Genomic DNA, 19,194 nt, shown 5'->3' with positions numbered 1-19,194 from the left:
ATGGATTTCGAGCATAGTGATGACCGCCGCATGCTGGCGGATACGCTCGCGCGCGCACTGCGTGATGGCTACCCGATCGATACGCGCAACGCCGGTGCGTACGGCGAAACCGGGTATGACCCGGCGGTCTGGCGGCAGCTCGGCGAGCTCGGCATCGTCTCGGCGCTGTTCGACGAGGCGGCGGGCGGCTTCGGCGGAAGCGGGTTCGACATCATGGTGGTGTTCGAGGCGCTGGGCCGATCGCTGGTGGTCGAGCCGTTCCTCGGCGCGCTGATGGCGGGCCGGGCGCTGGCCGCGGCCGGCGGGCAGGACGAGACGCTCGCCGGGATCGTCTCGGGCGACACGATCGCGGCGTTCGCGGATGACGACGCCGCGACGCCGGTGACCGCCACGAAGACCGCGGACGGCTGGGTCCTGAACGGTACCAAGGCGGTGGTGCGACAAGCGGGTGCGGCGGCACTGTTCGTCGTCAGTGTCGACGACGGCGCGCGGGTGTTCGCCGTATCGGCCGATGCCCCCGGCGTGTCGGTCCGCAGCTACGCGGTCGTCGATGGCGGTGGGGCGGGGGAGGTGACCTTCGCCGATGTCGCGCTGGGCGAGGACGCGCTGCTCGGCGACGGCAGCGATGGCCAGCGCATCCACGATGCCGCGATCGGTGCGGGGCTGCTCGCGCTGTCGGCCGAGTCGCTCGGCGCGATGGAGTATGTGAAGGAGGCGACGCTCGGCTATCTGCGCGATCGCCAGCAGTTCGGCGTGCCGATCGGCAAGTTCCAGGCGCTGCAGCACCGCATGGCGACGCTGCTGCTGGAGATCGAACAGGCGCGCTCGGCGGTAATCAACGCCGCCGCGGCGTTCGACGGCGACGATGCTACGGCGCGTGCGCGGGCGCTGTCGGCGGCGAAATATACCATCGGCCGCACCGGCGCGCGGGTCGCGGAGGAAGCGGTGCAGATGCACGGCGGCATCGGCATGACCTGGGAATTTGCGGTGTCGCATTACGCCAAGCGGCTGGTGATGATCGACCACCAGCTCGGCGACGAGGATTTGCACCTGCAACGGTATATCGCGCTGCGGTGAAGGCCGCCGGGAACTCTGCTCCCTGAAAGGGAGAGGCGGGGGGTGGGTCGGCCTGGGGCAGACGCCACGGTCCCACGACAGCGACCCACCCCCGACCCCTCCCTTCCAGGGAGGGGAGTAGCGGTCAGCCGATCGCTTCGACCACCGCCGCGCGCAGTTCCGGGATGCCCATGCCGTATTCGGCCGACGTCACCAGGATGTCCGGGTGCGCCGCGGCCCGCTTGCGCGCTTCGGTCGCGGTGCGCTCGGTAACCTCTTCGAGCTCGCTCGCCTTGATCTTGTCCGCCTTGGTCAGCACCATCCGGTAGCTGACCGCCGCCTTGTCGAGCATCTCGAGGATCTCGCGGTCGACGTCCTTGATGCCGTGGCGCGCATCGATCAGCACCAGCGCACGCTTCAATTCCTGCCGCCCGCGCAGGAAATCGTTGACCATGAATCGCCATTTCTTGACGATGTCCTTGGGCGCCTTGGCAAAGCCGTAGCCGGGCATGTCGACCAGCCGGAACACCAGCGGTGCGCCGACGTCGAAGAAGTTCAGCTCCTGCGTGCGGCCCGGCGTGTTCGACGTGCGTGCCAGGCTGTTGCGCCCGGTCAGCGCGTTGAGCAGCGACGACTTGCCGACGTTGGACCGCCCCGCGAACGCGACCTCGGGGACGCTGGCGGTCGGCAGGAACTCCAGCGTCGGCGCCGACTTCAGGAACTGGATCGGCCCCGCGAACAGCTTGCGCGCCGCTTCCAGCGTTTCCGCATCGAACGGCGGCTCGGCCGGCGGCATCATCGGCGTGTCGACGTCGCTCACTTCACCACCGGCGTCTTGAGCGCAGGATGCCGCGAATAGAGCAGCTTCTGCTGGCCGATCGTCAGGATGTTCGACGTGATCCAGTAGATCAGCAGGCCGACCGCGAACGACGACATCACGAACATCAGGATCCACGGCAGGAACGCGAAGACCTGCTTCTGGGTGTCGTCCATCGGCTGCGGGTTGAGCTTGAACTGGAAGTACATCGAGATGCCGTAGAGGATCGGCACCACGCCGATCGCGATCGCGTGCGGCGGCGTGAAGGCGAGCAGTCCGAACAGGTTGAGCGGGGTCAGCGGATCGGGTGCGGACAGATCGTGGATCCAGCCGACGAACGGCTGGTGGCGCATTTCGATCGTCAGCATCAGCACCTTGTACAGCGCGTAGAAGATCGGGATCTGCAACAGCGTCGGCAGGCAGCCCGCGAGCGGGTTGACCTTCTCTGCCTTGTACAGCGCCATCACTTCCTGCTGCATCCGGACCTTGTCGTCCTTGTAGCGCTCCTGGATCGCCTTGGTCTTCGGCTGGACCAGGCGCATCGCTGCCATCGACGCGAACTGGCGCTGCGCGATCGGGAACATGATGCCGCGGATCGTCAGCGTCAGCAGGATGATCGCGACGCCGAAATTGCCGACCAGACGGAACAGCCAGTCGAGATAATAGAAGATCGGCTTCTCGACGATCCGGAACCAGCCCCAGTCGATCGCGTAGTCGAGCTGCGTCACGCCCTCCTTGTCGGTGTAGCGATCGAGCAGCCGGACTTCCTTGGCGCCCGCGAAGAACCGCGAGGTCTGGGTGACCGTGGCGCCGGGCGCGACGATCTTCGGCTGCAGCGCGTAATCGGCCTGGTAGGCCTTGTTGGCGCCCGCGCGGAACTGGCCGTCGAACGTCTCGTTCCGATCGGGGACCAGCGCGGTCAGCCAGTATTTGTCGGTGAAGCCCAACCAGCCGTTCTTGGTCGTGAAACGCTGCGGTGCCTCGTCGACGTCCTTGTAGTTGGGGCGGTAGTGCGCGCCGCCATTGTCGACCGACATCGGGCCGACATGGATCGTCATCGACGACGGATCCTTCGAGATGCCGACGCGGTTGACCAGGCCATAGGTCGCGACCGGGACCGGTGCGGCACCGGCGTTGAGGACGGTCTGGCGGACCGTGAACATGAAGTCGTTGTCGACCGTCAGGACGATCCGGAAGCGCTGGCCTGTCGCGTTGGCGGCGTCGAGCGTGACCGGCGTGGTCGGCGTCAACGCGCTGCCGCTCGCGGTCCAGACCGCATCGGCGCCCGGCGGGGTCAGCCCGTCGGCGCGCCAGCCGAAGCTCGCGAAATAGGCGTCGGGGCTACCGGCGGGGGACAGCAGGCGGATCGGCGGCGACTTCTTCGCGACCGTCTCGTCATATTGCTTGAGCACCAGATCGTCGATCCGTGCGCCCTTCAGGTTGATCGAACCCGACAGCCGCGGCGTCTCGATGCGGACGCGCGGCGATTCGGCCAGCACGACCTGCCGGTCGCGGATCGCGGCGGCACCGTCGGCGGCGGGATCGGCATTGGGGTTCGCGATCGCCTTCGACTTGCCGTCGACGATCTTGGTCACCGGCGGGTTGGCGGTCGGGAAGAACTTGCCCTGGATCAGCGGCCATCCGAACAGGATCAGCGCCGCGATCACCGCGAACAGCACGAAATTCTGCTTGTCGTCTTTCACAGGGCTTCGTCTTTCACGAAAATTTTCATCAGGGAACCGGATCGGGTCCGAACCCGCCCCATGGATGACAGCGTGCGATGCGCTTCGCCGCCAGCCAGCCCCCCTTCACCGCGCCATAGCGGGTGAGGGCGGTGATTGCATAGGCGGAACACGACGGCTGGTACCGGCACGACGAGGGAAGGATCAGCGACGGACCCAATTGCCAGCCGCGTGCGACCAGGATGAGCAGGCGGGCGATCATGCTAGTGCGTCATTCCGGGCTCGTCCCGGAATCCAGGGCCGCGGGCGGTGCGCGGGGTACTCTGGATACCGGGACCAGCCCGGTATGACGGAAGGAGCATCACCGTGCGACCTTGCCCAGCGCCTTGCCGAGTTCGGTCAGCAACAGCGCGTAATCGCGCTCGACACCGCCGTTGCGCCCGATCAGGACGTGATCCGCCCCGGCGACGCCGCGGGCCGGCAACAGGTCGCGCGCCAACGCCCGCAACCGCCGTTTCATGCGGTTCCGGACGACGGCGTTGCCGATCTTCTTGGTGACGGTGAAGCCGATTCGCATCGTCGCATCACCGTCGTCGCGCGGGCGCATCAGCAGGACGAATCCCGGCATCGGCGCCCGCTTGCCAGCATTCGCCGCGAGGAAATCGCGGCGTTTGGACAGCGTCAGAATGCCGGCGTCGCCGGCGGGTATGTTTAGGCCGACAGCTTCTTGCGACCGCGCGCACGGCGAGCGTGGATCACTGCCCGGCCGCCGACCGTCGCCATCCGTGCGCGAAAGCCGTGGCGGCGTGCGCGGACCAGGTTGCTCGGCTGAAAGGTGCGCTTCATCGGTCATTCCTAATTCGTCAAACAGAAAAGGGCCGCCACGCGGACGGCCTTGATGAGGCGGCGCTTAGGCAAAAGGGGCATGGAAGTCAATCGACGGCGACCCGGGTGTCGGCCCCAGTGGTGGCCGTAGCGGCGGCTTTGGAAGCGGGCGTCGCGGCGGCCTTGGCACGGGCATGCCGGCGCAGCGCGCTCTGCCGCCGCATCACCCGGTCGACCAGATGCCCGACCCGCGGCCAGCGCCGCTTCAGCCGCGCCCACCGGACTTTCGCCCAGCGCGAATTGCGCAGGATCAGGATCATCCCGCCCGCGAACAGAAAGACGCCGCCCGGCCCAGGCAGCGGTCCCATGATCGCCGCGCCGATGATCAGCAGCACGCCGAGTGCCAGTTGAGCGATGCGCATGACGGGATGACGGGCTGGCTTCACGACAGGCATGTGGGTCCAGTGTATTAGATCGGCAAGGCACCAGCGATAGGCAGACACGCAAATTAGGGTATCAATGTGACCCGCGCGTAGATCGCGGTCCGACAAGCGTACGAGCGCCGAACGAAATGCGCGACGGGGTCTGCGACGGGGCGGGGGAAATGTGTGGCGGCGATCGTCTCTACGGTGGCGTATCTGGGGCTGGAGGCGCGCGCCGTCGAGGTGCAGGTCCAGCTGATTCCCGGGCTGCCCGCGTTCAACGTCGTCGGCCTGGGCGACAAGGCGGTGGGCGAAAGCCGTGAGCGGGTGCGCGGTGCGATCGCGGGCATGGGGCTCGCGCTGCCGCCCAAACGGATCGCGGTGAACCTGTCCCCGGCCGACCTGCCCAAAGAAGGGTCGCATTTCGACCTACCGATCGCGCTCGCGCTGCTGGGGGCGATGGGGGTGATCGATGTCGAGACGCTCGCCGATTATGTCGTGGTCGGCGAACTCGGGCTCGACGCGCGAATCACCGCGTCGCCCGGCGTGCTGCTCGCGGCGCTGCACGCGTCGGAGATCGGCAAGGGGCTGGTCTGCCCGGCCGCGCAGGGCGCCGAGGCGGCATGGGCGGGCTCGATCGAAGTCGTCGCGGCGCCCGATCTGCTCGGCCTGATCAACCACTTCAAGGGCCACGGCCTGCTCAAGGCACCGTCGCCGGGCGCGGCGGACGATGTGGTCCACGGTCCCGACCTGCGCCAGGTCAAGGGGCAGGAGACCGCCAAGCGCGCGCTCGAGATCGCGGCGGCGGGCGGGCATAATTTGCTGATGTGCGGGCCGCCGGGGTCGGGCAAGTCGCTGATGGCGGCATGCCTGCCCGGTATCCTGCCGCCGCTCGATCCGTCGGAGGCGCTGGAGGTGTCGATGGTCCAGTCGGTCGCCGGCACGCTGACCGGTGGGCGCCTGACACGAACCCGGCCGTTCCGCGCGCCGCATCATTCCGCGTCGATGGCTGCGCTCACCGGCGGTGGGCTGAAGGTCAAGCCGGGCGAGGTCAGCCTCGCGCATCTCGGCGTGCTGTTCCTCGACGAATTGCCCGAATTCCAGCGCGCGGTACTCGATTCGCTGCGCCAGCCGCTCGAGACCGGCACCGTCAGCGTCGCCCGCGCCAACGCCCATGTCACCTTCCCCGCGCGGGTCCAACTCGTCGCGGCGATGAACCCGTGCCGGTGCGGCCATCTCGGCGACGCCAGCCTCGCCTGCGCCCGCGCGCCGCGCTGCGCCGCCGATTATCAGGCGAAGGTTTCGGGGCCGCTGCTCGACCGCATCGACTTGCACGTCGACGTCGCGGCGGTCAGCGCCGCCGACCTGGTCCTGCCGCCGCCGACCGAAGGCTCGGCCGAAGTCGCGGTTCGCGTCGCGGTGGCGCGCGCGGTGCAGGCGGCACGCTACCGCGATCATCCGATCCGCACCAATGCCGAGGCCGATGGTCCGCTGCTAGACGCGGTCGCGATGCCCGACGAGCCGGGGCGCCGGCTGCTCGCGCAGGCCGCGGAAGCGATGCGGCTCAGCGCGCGCGGCTATGTCCGCATCCTCCGAGTCGGGCGAACCATCGCCGACCTCGCGGACTCCGACGCGGTGCGCCGGGTCCATGTCGCCGAAGCGCTCAGCTATCGCCGCCGCGCGCCGACCAACTGAGCGCACGCTGGGCGCCCGCCAGATGAACATAATCTCACGGAACCGGCCGCCAGTGCCGCGTGTCTTCTGCTCGTCCACTCTGGTCGAGGAAGTATCCATGCGTTTCATCTCCCTGCTCGCACTGCCCCTGCTGGTCGCTACGGCATCCCCGGCGCTGGCGAAGGGGTGCATCCGTGGTGCTGCGGCAGGCGGCGTCGGCGGGCATTTCGTCGGCAAGGGTCATGCTGTGATGGGCGCGGCCGCCGGCTGCGCGATCGCGCATCACCACTACGCCAAGCAGGCGCGCGCCCAGAAAGCCACCGCCCGGGCACGCTGACAGGTCGGTCGACCGGGCGCCCCGGCCCGGTCGACCGTTCGCGCGGGCAGAGGCGGCGACGCCTAGCTGCTGTGAGGCCGCTGGCGATCCCCGCGCCGATGGGTTAGCGCACGCCATGGCCCGGAAACGACGATATCTGACGGCGACGTTGCCTGATGGCTACGTCAAGACGATCGGCCCGACCGCCGATCCGTTCACGCATTACTGGCGGATCGTCGCGGTGCTCGAAAACGGCAGGACCGAAGTGTTCTGGGGCCATACGCGCTCGCTGGTCGAGGCGAAGAAAAAGCGTACAGCCACAACTGAAGCGGCTCGAACTCGGGGCTGGACGCGCCATGTTTTCGAGATCGTCGAACTGGTCGAGACGGCTGGCTAGATGTTCGCGCGCGCGTAGGCCGCGGCATCCGTGACCTGTTCTGCGGTCGGAGTGACGCCGGTATAGAGCGTGAACTGGTCGAGCGCCTGCAGCGTCGCGACCTCGGTCCCGGTGATCGTCCGCTTTCCCGCTGCCGCTGCGGCACGGAGGAACGGGGTCTCGGGCGGGTATTGCACGACGTCGAAGGCGATCGCGCAGTCGGCGATTAACTCCGCCGGGAAGGCGAGGGCATCGGCATCGGCACCCGTCATCCCCAGCGGGGTGACGTTGATCAGCAAAGCCGCGCCGCGCTCCACCGACGTGCTGCACTCGAACCCGTAAAGCTTTGCAAGCGCGCGGCCCGCGTCTTCGTTGCGCGCGACCAAGGTGCCGTCGCGAAATCCCGCGTCGCGCAATGCCGCCGCCACCGCCTTGGCCATGCCGCCCGCGCCGCGCAGCACGAACGGGGTCTCGGGATCGATATCCGCCAGCAGCTGCCGGACCGCGCCGTAATCGGTGTTGTGACCTGTCAGCACGCCATCGTCGTTGACGATCGTGTTGACGCTGTCGATCGCCGCCGCGGAGGGCGCTAGGCCGTCGAGCAACGGGATCACCGCTTCCTTGAACGGCATCGAGATCGCGCAGCCGCGGATCCCCAGCGCGCGGATCCCGCCGATCGCACCGGCCAGGTCGGTGGTCGAGAACGCCTTGTAGACGAAATCCAGCCCGGTCAGCTCAAACAGCCGGTTATGGAAGCGCGTCCCGAAATTGCCCGGTCGCGCCGACAGCGACATGCACAGCCGCGTATCGCGACCGATCGGGGGGCGTGGCATCGGCATGGCGAAACTCCTGGTCCGCCTTCCCCGTAGCGGGGCCGCGGTCGGCTAGTCCACCCGGTACTGGATCGGCTTGAACGACCCGCCGTTGGACTGCAGCGCGGAACACGCGGTCATCCCGATCACCAGGTCCATCTCGGCGCGGAACACGATGGTGTCGCCCGCCTTGCTCAGCGGCGGCTCGACCGTGAACGCGCCCGTGGTCCCGTCGATCGGCACGTTCATGAAACAGTTGAACGCCACCGGAATCATGTCAGGCTCGACCCCCCACGGCGCCAACGCCTCGGCCAGGTTGCCGAAGCAGCCGCGATGCGGATCGGTGTCGCCATAGATGATCGCGAAGGTCTCCTTCGAACACGGCGTCAGCAGGAAGTCGTGGCGGCCGACATCGTCGGAGACGATGTCGAGCATGACGTTGCTGCGGTTCGAATAGAGTCGGTCGCCGGTCGTCAGGTACAACCGGCTGGCATAATCGAGCGTGCGGCCCGACGAGATGCCCTCGCGGATGTCGGCGCGATTGAACGCTAGCAGGTCGGACACCTGCCGCCCCTCGGGATCGATCACGGTGAGCGTCTGGCCGCGATCGAGTGTGAAACCGGCGCCCGAACGCGGCGCAATCGTGTGGACTTCAGCCATGCGCGTCACCCCGCTTGAACGGACACTTCCAGGACTCGTCGACGACGCGCCCGCTATACTGCCGGGCCTCGCTCGATTCCCCGTGGCGCGCAAGCATCGGGTTCTCGCTGCCCGCGTACACCAGGTCGCGCGCCAGGATCGACGAGCGCAGCTTGTCGTAGCGCTGCTGGGTGCGCAGCACCTCGAACTGGTCGTGGAGGTTGAACACCATCGCCGGCGACTGGAATCGCCGCGCCGGGCGGCTCGCATTTGGGTGCAGCCCGACCACGAAGAACGCCTCACCCGAAAAGCTCAGCGAAAAATGCGGATCGTCCGGATCGCTGCTGACGCTGGGGTCGGGGCGGTAGCCGAGCCATTCGTCCTTGTCGCTCAGCGACTGGGCGCGCGCCCACAGATGCGCTTCGAACTGTTCCTCGCTCAGCAGCGCCGGCGCCTCGAACAGGATTACCAGCGTACGAAATATCGCGCGGTCCTCGTGATATTTGCGGACCGTCTCGCCGAGCGCCGGCAGGATTCGCATGTCATCCCACGCCGACCGCACGTCACGTGCGACCAGGATGTCCATCTGGCCACGCCCCAGTGCAGACTTGGCGCCGACACAGGGGAATTGCGGGTCCTCTATCGTGGCGATAAAGGCCTGGGCAAGCGGATGGTCGTTCTGGAATATGGGGCGATACATGGTCGCGGAGGAACCCGCGGGCGGCGCTAATGTTTCACCAGCGATAGTGTGCATTGACGTGTATCAATACGAATCCGGCGGGTAACTCGGACAACCGAGGCCGCGCGCGGAACAGGGGCAATGGGGACAGGATGGTAACCGAAAAGTTTCTGCTCGGACGGGGCCGCGAGGACCTCAGCACCGAGGAAAAGCATGTGCTGGAGGACAGCGTCTCCGCGGTCCGTTCGTTGCCCGGCCGCTCGCTGATGGTCCGCGCGGGCGAGCGCGTCGACCACAGCACCCTGCTGCTGGAAGGATTCATCTGCCGCTATATGGACGACCGCGAGGGCCAGCGGCAGCTGGTCGCGGTGCATGTTCCCGGCGATTTCGTCGACCTGCACGGATTTCCGATGAAGCGGCTCGACCATGACGTCGCGACGCTGGGGCCGGTGAAGATCGCAACCTTCGAACATCGTACGCTGGAGAGCATCACCGAACGCTTCCCGCATCTGACCCGGATGCTGTGGTTCAGCACGCTGCTCGACGCGGCGATGCACCGCGAATGGATTTTCCGGCTCGGTCGACTGGGCGCGGAAGGGCGGATCGCGCACCTGTTCTGCGAACTGAACGTGCGGCTGGAACTGATCGGACTGGCGAAGGACGGGGTGTTCATGCTGCCGATGACGCAGCCGGACCTTGCGGAGACCTGCGGCATCACCGGGGTTCACGTGAACCGCGTTCTGCGGACCCTGCGCGAGCGCGGCGCGATGACGTTCAAGGGCAACGAAGTCCGCATCCTCGACCGCAAGATGCTCGAGACGATCGCCGAGTTCGAGTCCGATTACCTGTACGCGACGCGTCCCGTTTGACCGCGGCGCGGGAGCGGTGGTCAGTGTGCCGACGACGCTACGGGTTCCGCGTCGCGCCATAACGTCTATGCTGGGCGGCACATAGACGGGGAGCTCCATGTGCATTTTCTCTACCTCGCCGCCAGTGCCGCTGCGATGATCGCCTCTTCGGCCGCGGTGGCCCAGACGGCTACAAAGCCCGTCACCAACCCGCTGCTCGCCGACTGGACCGGCCCGATGGGCGGGGTACCGCCGTGGGACAAGGTTCAGCCCGAGCTGTTCCCGGCGGCGTTCGAGACCACGCTGGCCGAACGTGCTGCTAAGTACCGCAAGATCGCGGACAATCCGGCCAAGCCGACTTTCGCCAACACGATCGTGCCGATGCAGCTCGCGGGCAAACGCTACGGCCAGGTAATGACGCTGTTCGGCGTGATGACCGGCAACATGAACACGCCAGCGTATCAGAAGCTCGACCGCGAATGGTCGCCGAAATTCTCCGCGGCGTCGGATGCGATCACGTTCGACAAGCCGCTGTTCGCGCGGATCCAGGCGATTTACGACTCCCGCAACTCGAGCGGGCTGGACGCGCAGCAGATCCGGCTCGTGGCGCGGATCTACGACAGCTATGTGCGGCAGGGTGCCAAGCTGGACGACGCGCAGAAGGCGCGGCTTTCGCAGTATAACCAGCAGCTCGCGACGGCGTTCTCGACGTTCGGCGAGAAGCTGCTTGCCGACGAGAGCAAGGCGATCGCGGTTACCGACGAAACCTATCTGGACGGTGTACCCGACAGCGTGAAGGCCGTCGCCAAGGCTGCCGCCGTCGAGCGCAAGCTGCCCGGCTGGGCAATCGTCAACACGCGTAGCGCAGTCGATCCAATTCTGACTTATGCCACCGATCGCGCGGTGCGCGAGAAGGTCTGGCGCGCGTTCGTCAACCGCGGCGACAATGGCGATGCAAACGATACGAACGCCACGATTGCGCAGATCGTCAAACTGCGTGCCGACCGCGCGCACCTGCTCGGGTTCAAGACGCATGCCGACTGGCGCATGCAGGACACGATGGCGAAGACCCCCGCCGCGGCGATGGACCTGATGATGCGCGTCTGGCCCGCGGCGAAGGCGCGCGTGGCCGAGGAAGTCGCGGACATGCAGAAGGTCGCTGGCACATCGCTGACGATCGAGCCGTGGGACTATCGTTTCTACCAGGAGAAGGTGCGCAAGGCCCGGTACGACCTCGATCAGACGCAGCTGAAGCCGTATTTCGAGCTCGGCAACATCATCCAGGGTTCGCTCTACGCCGCCAACCGGCTGTACGGGCTGACCTTCAAGGAGATCACCGGCACCGTTCCCGTGTTCGAACCGAACATGCGCGTGTGGAGCGTGACCGACAAGACCGGCAAGGACGTCGGGCTGTTCTACCGCGACGATTTCGCGCGGACCGGCAAGCGATCGGGCGCTTGGGCGAACACGTATCGAGGGCAACGTGGGCTCGCGCCGGCGCAGCTCGTGCTGTCGTCGAACAACAACAATTTCGCCAAGGGCGCGCCCGGCGAGCCGATTCTGATCAGCCTCGACGATGCGCAGACGCTGTTCCACGAGTTCGGCCACGCGATCCATGCGATGCTCCAGAACGTGTACTATCCGGGGCTCGCCGGCACGCCGCGCGACTTCGTGGAATATCCGAGCCAGGTGAACGAGCATTGGCTGCTGACCCGCGACGTGCTCGACAAATATGCGCGGCATTACCAGACCAAGGCGGCGATGCCGCAGGACCTGCTCGACAAGATCGAGAAGTCGCGGACGTTCAACCAGGGCTTTGCGACCGCCGAATATCTGTCGTCGGCGATCGTCGACATGAAGATCCACACCGTGCCCGACGGCGTGATCGACCCCGACAAATTCGAGGCGGCGACGCTCGCCGAGATCGGCATGCCGAGGCAACTGGTGATGCGGCACCGTATCCCGCAGTTCCAGCACCTGTTCTCGTCGGACAGCTATTCGGCGGGCTATTACAGCTACCTGTGGTCCGAGACGATGGACGCCGACACCTTCGCGGCGTTCGAAGAGGCCGGTAGCCCGTGGGACAAAGCGACCGCGGATCGGTTCGCGAAACTGCTGTTGTCGACCGGCAACGAAACCGATCGTGCCGAAGCGTATCGCGCCTTCCGCGGCCGCGATCCCGACGTGAACGCGCTACTCAAGAAGCGCGGGTTTGCAACGCAGCCCGCAACCGGAGGAACCAAGTGATGGCGAGCACGACGATCGCGCCTGAAAAAAACCACCGCCTGAAGTCGATCCTCGGCGGGTCGGCGGGCAATCTGGTCGAATGGTTCGACTGGTACGTCTATTCGGCGTTCGGACTGTATTTCGCGCCGGTGTTCTTCCCCAAGGGCAATTCGACCGCGCAGTTGATGAGCGTCGCCGCGGTGTTCGCGGTCGGCTTCCTGATGAGGCCGATCGGCGCGTGGGTGATGGGCATCTATGCCGATCGCCACGGGCGCAAATCGGGGCTGACGCTGTCGGTGACGCTGATGTGCGCGGGCTCGTTCCTGATCGCGATCACGCCGGGGTTCGCGACGATCGGCTGGCTAGCGCCCGCGCTGCTGATCCTCGCACGCCTGATGCAGGGTCTCAGCGTCGGCGGCGAATATGGCGCCAGCGCGGTGTACCTGTCCGAAATGGCAGGCAAGTCGCGGCGCGGCTTCTTCTCCAGCTTTCAGTACGTCACGTTGATCGCCGGGCAGCTGCTAGCGCTCGGCGTGCTGCTGCTGTTGCAGTCGACGCTTGACACGGCCCAGCTCGACGCATGGGGCTGGCGCATTCCGTTCGCGATCGGCGGCGTGCTGGCGCTGGTGGTGTTCCGTATCCGTCGCGGGCTGCTCGAGACCGAGAGCTATCAGAACGCCAAGTCGGATGGTGCGCCGAAATCGAGCGGGTGGCTGCTGTTCAGCAAATACCCGCGCGAGGCGTTCACCGTGCTGCTGCTGACCGCGGGCGGCACGCTCGCCTTCTATGCGTACACCACGTACATGCAGAAGTTCCTGGTCAACACGAGCGGGTTCAGCCGTGAATCCGCGACGCTGATCATGACCGCGGCGCTGGCGCTGTATGCGGCGTTCCAGCCTGCCGCGGGCGCGCTGTCGGACCGGATCGGGCGGAAACCGCTGATGGTCGGGTTCGGCATCGCCGGCGTGCTGTGCACCGTCCCAATCTTCACCGTGCTCGAAACCGCGACCAACCCCTATCTGGCGTTCGCGCTAGTCGTCGCGTCGCTGTTCATCGTCACCGGCTACACCGCGATCAACGCGGTGGTGAAGGCCGAACTGTTCCCGGCGCACGTCCGCGCGCTTGGCGTCGCGCTGCCCTATGCACTGGCGAACACGATGTTCGGCGGCACCGCCGAGTACGTCGCGCTGTGGCTCAAGAACGAGGGCATGGAGCGCGGCTTCTACTGGTACGTCACCGCGATGATCGGCGTCTCGCTGGTGGTTTACCTGCGGATGAAGGACACGCGGGCCCACAGCCAGATCACCGAGGATTGAGGTTTGGTGAGGTGGTGGAGCGTAGCGGGTTTCGTCTACGCTCCGTCATCCTGACGAAAGTCAGGACCCAGAGCCACGAGCGACATCGTCTGTAACCCTGGGTCCTGACTTTCGTCAGGACGACGGAGCAGCAGAGCTACCGCGGCAGTTCGATGATCGCGTCGAGGCCGCCACCCGCGCGGTTGACCAGTCGGATCTCCCCGCCAGCCTCCCGCACGATCGCCCGCGCGAGGGCCAGCCCTAGGCCGATCCCCCCGGTCTCGCGATTCCGCGAACTCTCCAGCCGCGTGAATGCATCGAACACGTCGCCGATCCGGTCCTCGGGGATCCCCGGGCCCTGATCGGCCACGACGATCGCGACCGTCTTCGCGCCAGCCTCGACCCGGACCTCCGCCGACGCCCCGTATTTCACCGCATTCTCGATCAGGTTGCGCACCGCGCGGCGGATCAGCGACGGCCGCAGCCGCATCGGCAGGCGGTCCGCCTCGACGAATTCGACGGCGTGGCCAATGTCGCGGAAATCCTCGACCACGGCGTCGACCAGCGCGGCCAGGTCGACATCGGTCAACGGCTCGCTCGGTCGCCCCAGCCGGGCCAGCGACAGGATGTCGTCGAGCGTCCGGTTCATCTCGGCGATGGTGTCGGCCATCTTGGCGCGATCCGCCTCGTCCTCGACCGACTCGATCCGCACCCGCAGCGCCGCCAGCGGCGTGCGGAGGTCATGCCCGATCGCGCCGAGCATGCGGTCCTTCTCGTCGAGCATTCCGCCGACCCGCAGCCGCAGCGCGTTGAACGCCACGATCAGCCCCGCGACGTCGTCGGGCCCGCGCGGCGACAGCGGGGTATGCGCCTCGCCCGACCCGAAGCTTTCGGCCGCGGTGCGCAGGTCGCGCAACGGGCGCGACAGCCGCCGCACGATCCACAGCACCGGCACCAGCACGATGATGTAGAGGATCGCGGTCTGGCCGAGCAGCGTCCACAACAGCCGCGATCCCGGCCGTGGCCAGGGCGAGTTGATCGTCAGCCACGCACCATCCGGCTGTTCGACCGCGATCAGCAACACGTCCATCGTCCGGCTGTCGCGCCGCCGTGCCGCCGATCGCGGTCGCTCGCCGGTGTCGGAGGCGGCAATCGTGGCGGCGCGGAAGCCGGTATCGATCCGCTTCGCGCTCAAGCCCAGTTCGCCGAGCTGGCGGCGCATCTCGCTGGCGACTTCGGGATGGCGTTCGAGCGTCGGCGAGATCGGATTGGCGGCGACGCGGCGGACCCGGCCTCGGTCGGACGCGAGCGGGCGGCGATCGCGGGCCTCGCGTTCTAGCGCATCGGCTATCCGGGTCGCGGCGGGCCGCGTCGCCTGCGCCAGCCTGAATTCCGCGCGGTCGCGCAGTGCGAGGCCGAAATTGATCGCCTGCGCGACGAACAGCGCCAGCGCGATCAGCAGCGCCATCTGCCCCGCCAGGCTGCGCGGCCACGGCCGCATCACAGCCGCATCACAGCCGCGTGACTTCGGCGGCCAGCGTATAGCCGCCGCCCCACACCGTCTTGATCAGTTCGGGGTTCTTCGCATCCGCCTCGATCTTGCGGCGCAACCGGCTGACCTGGTTGTCGATCGCGCGGTCGAATGCGGCGGCCTCGCGGCCCTGGGTCAGGTCGAGCAGCTGATCGCGGGTCAGCACCTGGCGCGGCCGAGTCACCAGCGCGAGCAGCAGATTATACTCGCCGGTCGACAGCGGCACCGACACGCCCTCGCGGTCGATCAGCGCGCGCTCGCCCGATTTCAGCACCCAGCCGGCGAACCCGTACGAACTGCTCTCCGGCGCATGCTGGCGCGCACCGCCCGCGGTCGCACGGCGCAGCACCACCTTGACGCGGGTCGCCAGTTCGCGCGGCGAGAACGGCTTCACGACATAATCGTCTGCGCCCATTTCCAGCCCGACGATGCGGTCGGTCTCTTCCGCACGCGCGGTCAGCAGGATGACGGGAACGTCGCTGGTCGCGGCGATGTGGCGGCACAGCGACAACCCGTCCTCGCCCGGCATCATGATGTCGAGGATGACCAGGTCGATCGCATAGGCCGCCAACCGCGTCCGTGCGCTTTCCGCATCGCCGCACTGGGTGACGCGAAACCCCTGCTTCGACAGGTACACCGCAAGCGGTTCGCGGATCGAGCGCTCGTCGTCGACCAGCAGCAGGTGTGGCATGTCCCCCATGGGTTCGGCGTCTAGCATGGCCGGTGCCCGGGGGAAGCGCCGGACGGTGTCGCGCCCGGCGATCCGTTCACTTGACGGGCGCGGTCGTGATTACGGGCGGAGATGTTGGGGCAGGGGCCGCCTCGCCGCGACGGCCGCGGCGCATCTCCGCCATCGCGGTCAGTTCGGCCTGGTCGATCTTGCCGTCATGGTTGGTATCCATCCGGTCGAACCGCGCGCCGGCCTCGGCCAGCGCCTCCGCGCGGGTCACGACGCCGTCGCCATTGGCATCCGCCCGCATCATTGCCGCGCCGGGTCCGCGCTGCGGCATGTCCTGTGCGCCGGCGGTCGCGAACGGGGCGGCGAGCGCGGTGGCGCCGAGCGCGAAGGTCAGGAAGGCCTTGCTCATGATCTGGTCCTCTCGGATGAAGCGAGGACGACCCCCGGTTCGAGGATGCGGTTATGCGGGCCGAGTGTCCCGCAGGTATGTCGCGGCGTGATCGAAGTGTCGCAAAATATGTCAAGCGCTCCCTTGGCAGGCCGTGATCAGCCGAACACCGCGACGCTCTGCAGCTGTTCGCCTACCGCCACCCCATCGGCATTCCAGATCGCCATCTGCTGGCTGGAATTCCCCCCGGATGCATGATCGGTGGTCGCCCGAAGCAGCCACCAGCCATCGCGAGTCACCGGCTGCGGCCCCAGCACATTGAGCAGCCAGGTCATCGAGCTGACCGGCGCGACCGCCCCGATCAGCTTCAACGCGGCGGGGGGCAGGCTGTCGGCGATGCAGATCAGTTCGACCATCGGATCGAGCCCCTCGCGCTCCGCCAGGCGAGTCCAGCGCAGCCATTCCGATCGCGGTCCATCGCGGTGATCGACTAACTCGAAGTTTTGCGAGAACGCCACCGCCGGATGGCCGCGGAAGGTCGTCGTTTCCGGCCCCGGCATCGCGAAGTCGGGCGCGACGTCGGTGCGGTGGTCGAGCTGTGACGCGGTCGGTCCCATGAACACGAAGGTCGCACGCAGGCCGAGGCCCGCCGCGCCTTCGACATCGACCTGCACGAACGCGGCGTTGCGCCCGCGCCGCAGCCGGGTCGCGCGGATCGTGATATCGCCGGACAGCGGCCCGACGAACGCGACCTGCGCCGATCGCAGCGGCGGCAGGTCGTCGTCCGAGACCTGCGCCGCATGCAGCGCAAGTGCCGCGGAGAAGCCGCCATAGGCAGTCCGCCCCTGCAGCCAGCTGTCGGGAACATGGCCGCGCCACCCGCCGTCGACCGGTACCAGCGCGTCGATCGCCTGTTTGAGACTGGTCATCGCGCGGTCAGCGGGCCGCGGTCTGTCCGAACAGCACCTTCTTCTGCTCGTCGGTCATCGGGGTACGGCCATCGCTGATCGCCTGACCCTTGGCATAGGCAGCGACCGTTGCGGGGCGCTCGGCAATGGCCTCGAACCAGCGCTTCACGTTCGGGAAATCGCTGAGCTTCTGACCTTGCGCCTCATGCGGCACGATCCACGGATACGCCGCCATGTCGGCGATCGAATAGTCGCCCGCGACGAACGCGCGGTCCGCGAGACGCCGGTCGAGCACGCCGTACAACCGGTTGGTCTCCTTGACGTAGCGCTCCATCGCGTACGGAATCTTCTCGGGTGCGTAGATGTTGAAATGGTGGTTCTGCCCCAGCATGGGGCCGAGCCCGCCCATCTGCCACATCAGCCACTGGTTGATCTCGGTCCGCTCGCGCAGCGCATCGCCACCGAAGCGGCCGGTCTTCCCGGCGAGGTACTGCAGGATCGCGCCCGATTCGAACACCGCGATCGGCGCGTCGCCGACCGCGGGCGCATGATCGACGATCGCCGGCATCCGGTTGTTCGGCGCGATCTTCAGGAAGTCCGGTGCGAATTGCTCGCCCTTGCCGATGTCGACCGCGTGGACCGCGTAGTCGAGCCCGGTTTCCTCGAGCATCATCGTGATCTTGTGGCCGTTCGGCGTGGGCCAGTAATGCAGATCGATCATCGCGGAACTCCTTCAGGGATGCGCCGGAGATGGGCGCCGCATGGCAAGCGCGCAATACGCTTTGCATCGCCGCGCGATCCGTGCCATTGAGCTGCCCGTACCCGATATTCAGATTCGCTTCGTGCGGGCCGCCTAGTCCCGAAGTGTAGAAAGCTTGGAGAGGGGATAAGGCGGAAGGGCGGCAACGTACCTTCCGCCGTCCTTCCAGCACCGAACCGGGTTTTCGATATCCTATCGTCGAACCGTCTTTCGAAAACAAAAGGGGCGGCTTCCGATTTGGAAGCCGCCCCTTTCGTTACGTCGCGCCGCGGCAGAGCCGCGTCGTCGGTCGCAGCGTTGCTGCGCCGGCCGGGCTTGAGATACTGGGCCGCGCTGCGGCCCAGTATCTCTGCGCCTCAGAAGCGGAACGCCGCCACGCCGCGGATGCTGTGCCAGCGGAAATAGTCGAAGCCACGACGGAAGTCGGTGCCCGCTGCGTTGCCGCGGGTGAACGGACCGCCGGTGGGACCGCCCGATGCGCGCACGCGGTAGTCGGTGTCCTCGTAGCGGTGGAACAGATATTCCATGCCGATCGAGAAGTTCTTGCCGATCTTCTGCTCGATGCCGCCGCCGGCGGTCAGGCCCCATTCCTTCTGGTTGCCGTTCGAGCTGAACGTGTTGGCGGTGTTGCCGGTGGTGAAGCTGTTGTCGATGCTGACATAGCCGACGCCGGCGGTGCCGTAGAACAGCGTGGTGTCGGCCGCAAAGCCGGCGCGCGCGCGGACCGATGCTTCCCAGTTCAGCTCACGCGACATCGTGTAGAAGGCGGGCGTGGTCGAGAACGCGCTGACGCTGTCCTTGATGTTCGACTTGCCGAATTCGCCGACTGCACCGACGACGATGTTGCCGCGCTGTACGTCGAAGCCGACCCGGCCGTAATAGGCGATGTCGTTGCGATCGTTGCTGCAGCCACGGCCGCCGACGGCAGGCGCGGTGTTGCTGGTCGCGGCGCCGTTGCAGAAGCCGGGCGAGAACGCGTTGGGCGACGTCGCGGTCGAAATCGTGTCGCCAAACGATCCGTTCAGGTCGCGGTCGAACGAGATGCTCTCGCCGCGGTCGTTGGGCTGCATGTCGAAGCCGAACGAGCCACCGACATAGACGCCGCTGAAGGGCTTGTCAGCGGTGGTTTCCTGGGCTGCTGCGGGCGTTGCGGCGAGCGCGGACGCGCCGATCAGCGCGGCAAACATGATCTTGTTCATAGGTAGTTCCCCTTGTTGGTCGATGCCAGACGCCCCAGTAACGAACATATGTCACCAATATA

The 19,194-nt window shown here is 66.9% G+C and carries 22 protein-coding genes; 7 read left to right on the top strand and 15 right to left on the bottom strand.

Going from position 1 to position 19,194, the window contains the following annotated elements; genetic code table 11:
* A complete protein-coding gene (locus SJY20_RS14455) occupies nt 1–1,077 on the top strand; it encodes an acyl-CoA dehydrogenase family protein (protein ID WP_380787612.1) in 1,077 nt (358 codons plus the stop codon).
* 124 nt (nt 1,078–1,201) lie between these two features.
* On the opposite strand, the gene yihA is transcribed toward SJY20_RS14455, so the two are convergent.
* From yihA to SJY20_RS14425, 6 genes are all read right to left on the bottom strand, one after another.
* Nucleotides 1,202–1,852, bottom strand: a complete 651-nt coding sequence (gene yihA / locus SJY20_RS14450) for a ribosome biogenesis GTP-binding protein YihA/YsxC (RefSeq protein ID WP_380788723.1) — start codon at nt 1,850–1,852, stop codon at nt 1,202–1,204.
* Nucleotides 1,853–1,872: 20 nt separating this feature from the next.
* Complete coding sequence (yidC, locus tag SJY20_RS14445; protein ID WP_380787611.1) at nt 1,873–3,576, bottom strand: membrane protein insertase YidC; 1,704 nt, start codon at nt 3,574–3,576, stop codon at nt 1,873–1,875.
* A 28-nt stretch (nt 3,577–3,604) separates the two neighbouring features.
* On the bottom strand, nt 3,605–3,817 hold the full coding sequence (gene yidD / locus SJY20_RS14440; RefSeq protein WP_380787610.1) for a membrane protein insertion efficiency factor YidD: 213 nt from the start codon (nt 3,815–3,817) through the stop codon (nt 3,605–3,607).
* Nucleotides 3,818–3,916: 99 nt separating this feature from the next.
* On the bottom strand, nt 3,917–4,234 hold the full coding sequence (gene rnpA / locus SJY20_RS14435; protein ID WP_380788721.1) for a ribonuclease P protein component: 318 nt from the start codon (nt 4,232–4,234) through the stop codon (nt 3,917–3,919).
* A gap of 32 nt (nt 4,235–4,266) precedes the next feature.
* Entirely contained in the window at nt 4,267–4,401 is a 135-nt protein-coding gene (gene rpmH / locus SJY20_RS14430; RefSeq protein WP_031393806.1) for a 50S ribosomal protein L34, read from the bottom strand.
* An 86-nt stretch (nt 4,402–4,487) separates the two neighbouring features.
* The gene (locus SJY20_RS14425; RefSeq protein ID WP_380787609.1) at nt 4,488–4,826 is read right to left on the bottom strand and encodes a hypothetical protein; all 339 of its coding nucleotides are present in this window, start codon (nt 4,824–4,826) and stop codon (nt 4,488–4,490) included.
* Nucleotides 4,827–4,988: 162 nt separating this feature from the next.
* On the opposite strand from SJY20_RS14425, the gene SJY20_RS14420 reads away from it, so the two are divergent.
* From SJY20_RS14420 to SJY20_RS14410, 3 genes are all read left to right on the top strand, one after another.
* Entirely contained in the window at nt 4,989–6,497 is a 1,509-nt protein-coding gene (locus SJY20_RS14420) for a YifB family Mg chelatase-like AAA ATPase (protein ID WP_380787608.1), read from the top strand.
* A 97-nt stretch (nt 6,498–6,594) separates the two neighbouring features.
* A complete protein-coding gene (locus SJY20_RS14415; RefSeq protein WP_380787607.1) occupies nt 6,595–6,813 on the top strand; it encodes a hypothetical protein in 219 nt (72 codons plus the stop codon).
* 115 nt (nt 6,814–6,928) lie between these two features.
* Entirely contained in the window at nt 6,929–7,189 is a 261-nt protein-coding gene (locus tag SJY20_RS14410) for a hypothetical protein (RefSeq protein ID WP_380787606.1), read from the top strand.
* On the opposite strand, the gene SJY20_RS14405 is transcribed toward SJY20_RS14410, so the two are convergent.
* From SJY20_RS14405 to gntA, 3 genes are read right to left on the bottom strand one after another with little or no spacing between them, the layout of a single operon-like run.
* The gene (locus SJY20_RS14405) at nt 7,186–8,001 is read right to left on the bottom strand and encodes a shikimate 5-dehydrogenase (protein ID WP_380788719.1); all 816 of its coding nucleotides are present in this window, start codon (nt 7,999–8,001) and stop codon (nt 7,186–7,188) included. The genes SJY20_RS14410 and SJY20_RS14405 overlap by 4 nt on opposite strands.
* A 51-nt stretch (nt 8,002–8,052) precedes the next feature.
* On the bottom strand, nt 8,053–8,640 hold the full coding sequence (locus SJY20_RS14400; RefSeq protein ID WP_380787605.1) for a DUF1989 domain-containing protein: 588 nt from the start codon (nt 8,638–8,640) through the stop codon (nt 8,053–8,055).
* On the bottom strand, nt 8,633–9,319 hold the full coding sequence (gene gntA / locus SJY20_RS14395) for a guanitoxin biosynthesis heme-dependent pre-guanitoxin N-hydroxylase GntA (protein WP_380787604.1): 687 nt from the start codon (nt 9,317–9,319) through the stop codon (nt 8,633–8,635). Before gntA ends, SJY20_RS14400 begins: the two co-directional genes overlap by 8 nt.
* Before the next feature lie 131 nt (nt 9,320–9,450).
* On the opposite strand from gntA, the gene SJY20_RS14390 reads away from it, so the two are divergent.
* The 3 genes from SJY20_RS14390 (at nt 9,451) to SJY20_RS14380 (ending at nt 13,688) form a co-directional block, all read left to right on the top strand.
* Nucleotides 9,451–10,167 (top strand): Crp/Fnr family transcriptional regulator, encoded by a 717-nt coding sequence (locus SJY20_RS14390; protein WP_380787603.1) that lies wholly within the window; start codon nt 9,451–9,453, stop codon nt 10,165–10,167.
* Between the two features lie 99 nt (nt 10,168–10,266).
* The gene (locus SJY20_RS14385; RefSeq protein ID WP_380787602.1) at nt 10,267–12,393 is read left to right on the top strand and encodes a M3 family metallopeptidase; all 2,127 of its coding nucleotides are present in this window, start codon (nt 10,267–10,269) and stop codon (nt 12,391–12,393) included.
* Entirely contained in the window at nt 12,393–13,688 is a 1,296-nt protein-coding gene (locus SJY20_RS14380; protein ID WP_380787601.1) for an MFS transporter, read from the top strand. The genes SJY20_RS14385 and SJY20_RS14380 overlap by 1 nt, the downstream gene beginning before the upstream one ends.
* A gap of 136 nt (nt 13,689–13,824) precedes the next feature.
* Here the strand turns inward: SJY20_RS14380 and SJY20_RS14375 are convergent, their stop codons facing one another.
* From SJY20_RS14375 to SJY20_RS14350, 6 genes are all read right to left on the bottom strand, one after another.
* Nucleotides 13,825–15,168, bottom strand: a complete 1,344-nt coding sequence (locus SJY20_RS14375) for an ATP-binding protein (RefSeq protein WP_380787600.1) — start codon at nt 15,166–15,168, stop codon at nt 13,825–13,827.
* A 10-nt stretch (nt 15,169–15,178) separates the two neighbouring features.
* Nucleotides 15,179–15,898, bottom strand: a complete 720-nt coding sequence (locus SJY20_RS14370; RefSeq protein WP_380787599.1) for a response regulator — start codon at nt 15,896–15,898, stop codon at nt 15,179–15,181.
* Between the two features lie 67 nt (nt 15,899–15,965).
* Nucleotides 15,966–16,286: a hypothetical protein gene (locus tag SJY20_RS14365; RefSeq protein ID WP_380787598.1), complete on the bottom strand. Its 321-nt coding sequence runs from the start codon at nt 16,284–16,286 to the stop codon at nt 15,966–15,968.
* Nucleotides 16,287–16,423: 137 nt separating this feature from the next.
* A complete protein-coding gene (locus SJY20_RS14360; protein WP_380787597.1) occupies nt 16,424–17,194 on the bottom strand; it encodes a thioesterase family protein in 771 nt (256 codons plus the stop codon).
* A gap of 7 nt (nt 17,195–17,201) precedes the next feature.
* On the bottom strand, nt 17,202–17,894 hold the full coding sequence (locus SJY20_RS14355; protein WP_380787596.1) for a glutathione binding-like protein: 693 nt from the start codon (nt 17,892–17,894) through the stop codon (nt 17,202–17,204).
* Nucleotides 17,895–18,289: 395 nt separating this feature from the next.
* Nucleotides 18,290–19,132, bottom strand: coding sequence for an outer membrane protein (locus SJY20_RS14350; RefSeq protein WP_380787595.1), 843 nt, complete (start codon nt 19,130–19,132; stop codon nt 18,290–18,292).
* Between the last annotated feature and the right edge of the window lie 62 nt (nt 19,133–19,194).

Source organism: Sphingomonas sp. R86521, from assembly GCF_042466235.1.
Lineage (GTDB): Bacteria > Pseudomonadota > Alphaproteobacteria > Sphingomonadales > Sphingomonadaceae > Sphingomonas.
Note: the sequence above shows the minus strand (reverse complement) of the source record. Positions and strands in the feature narration are given on the sequence as shown.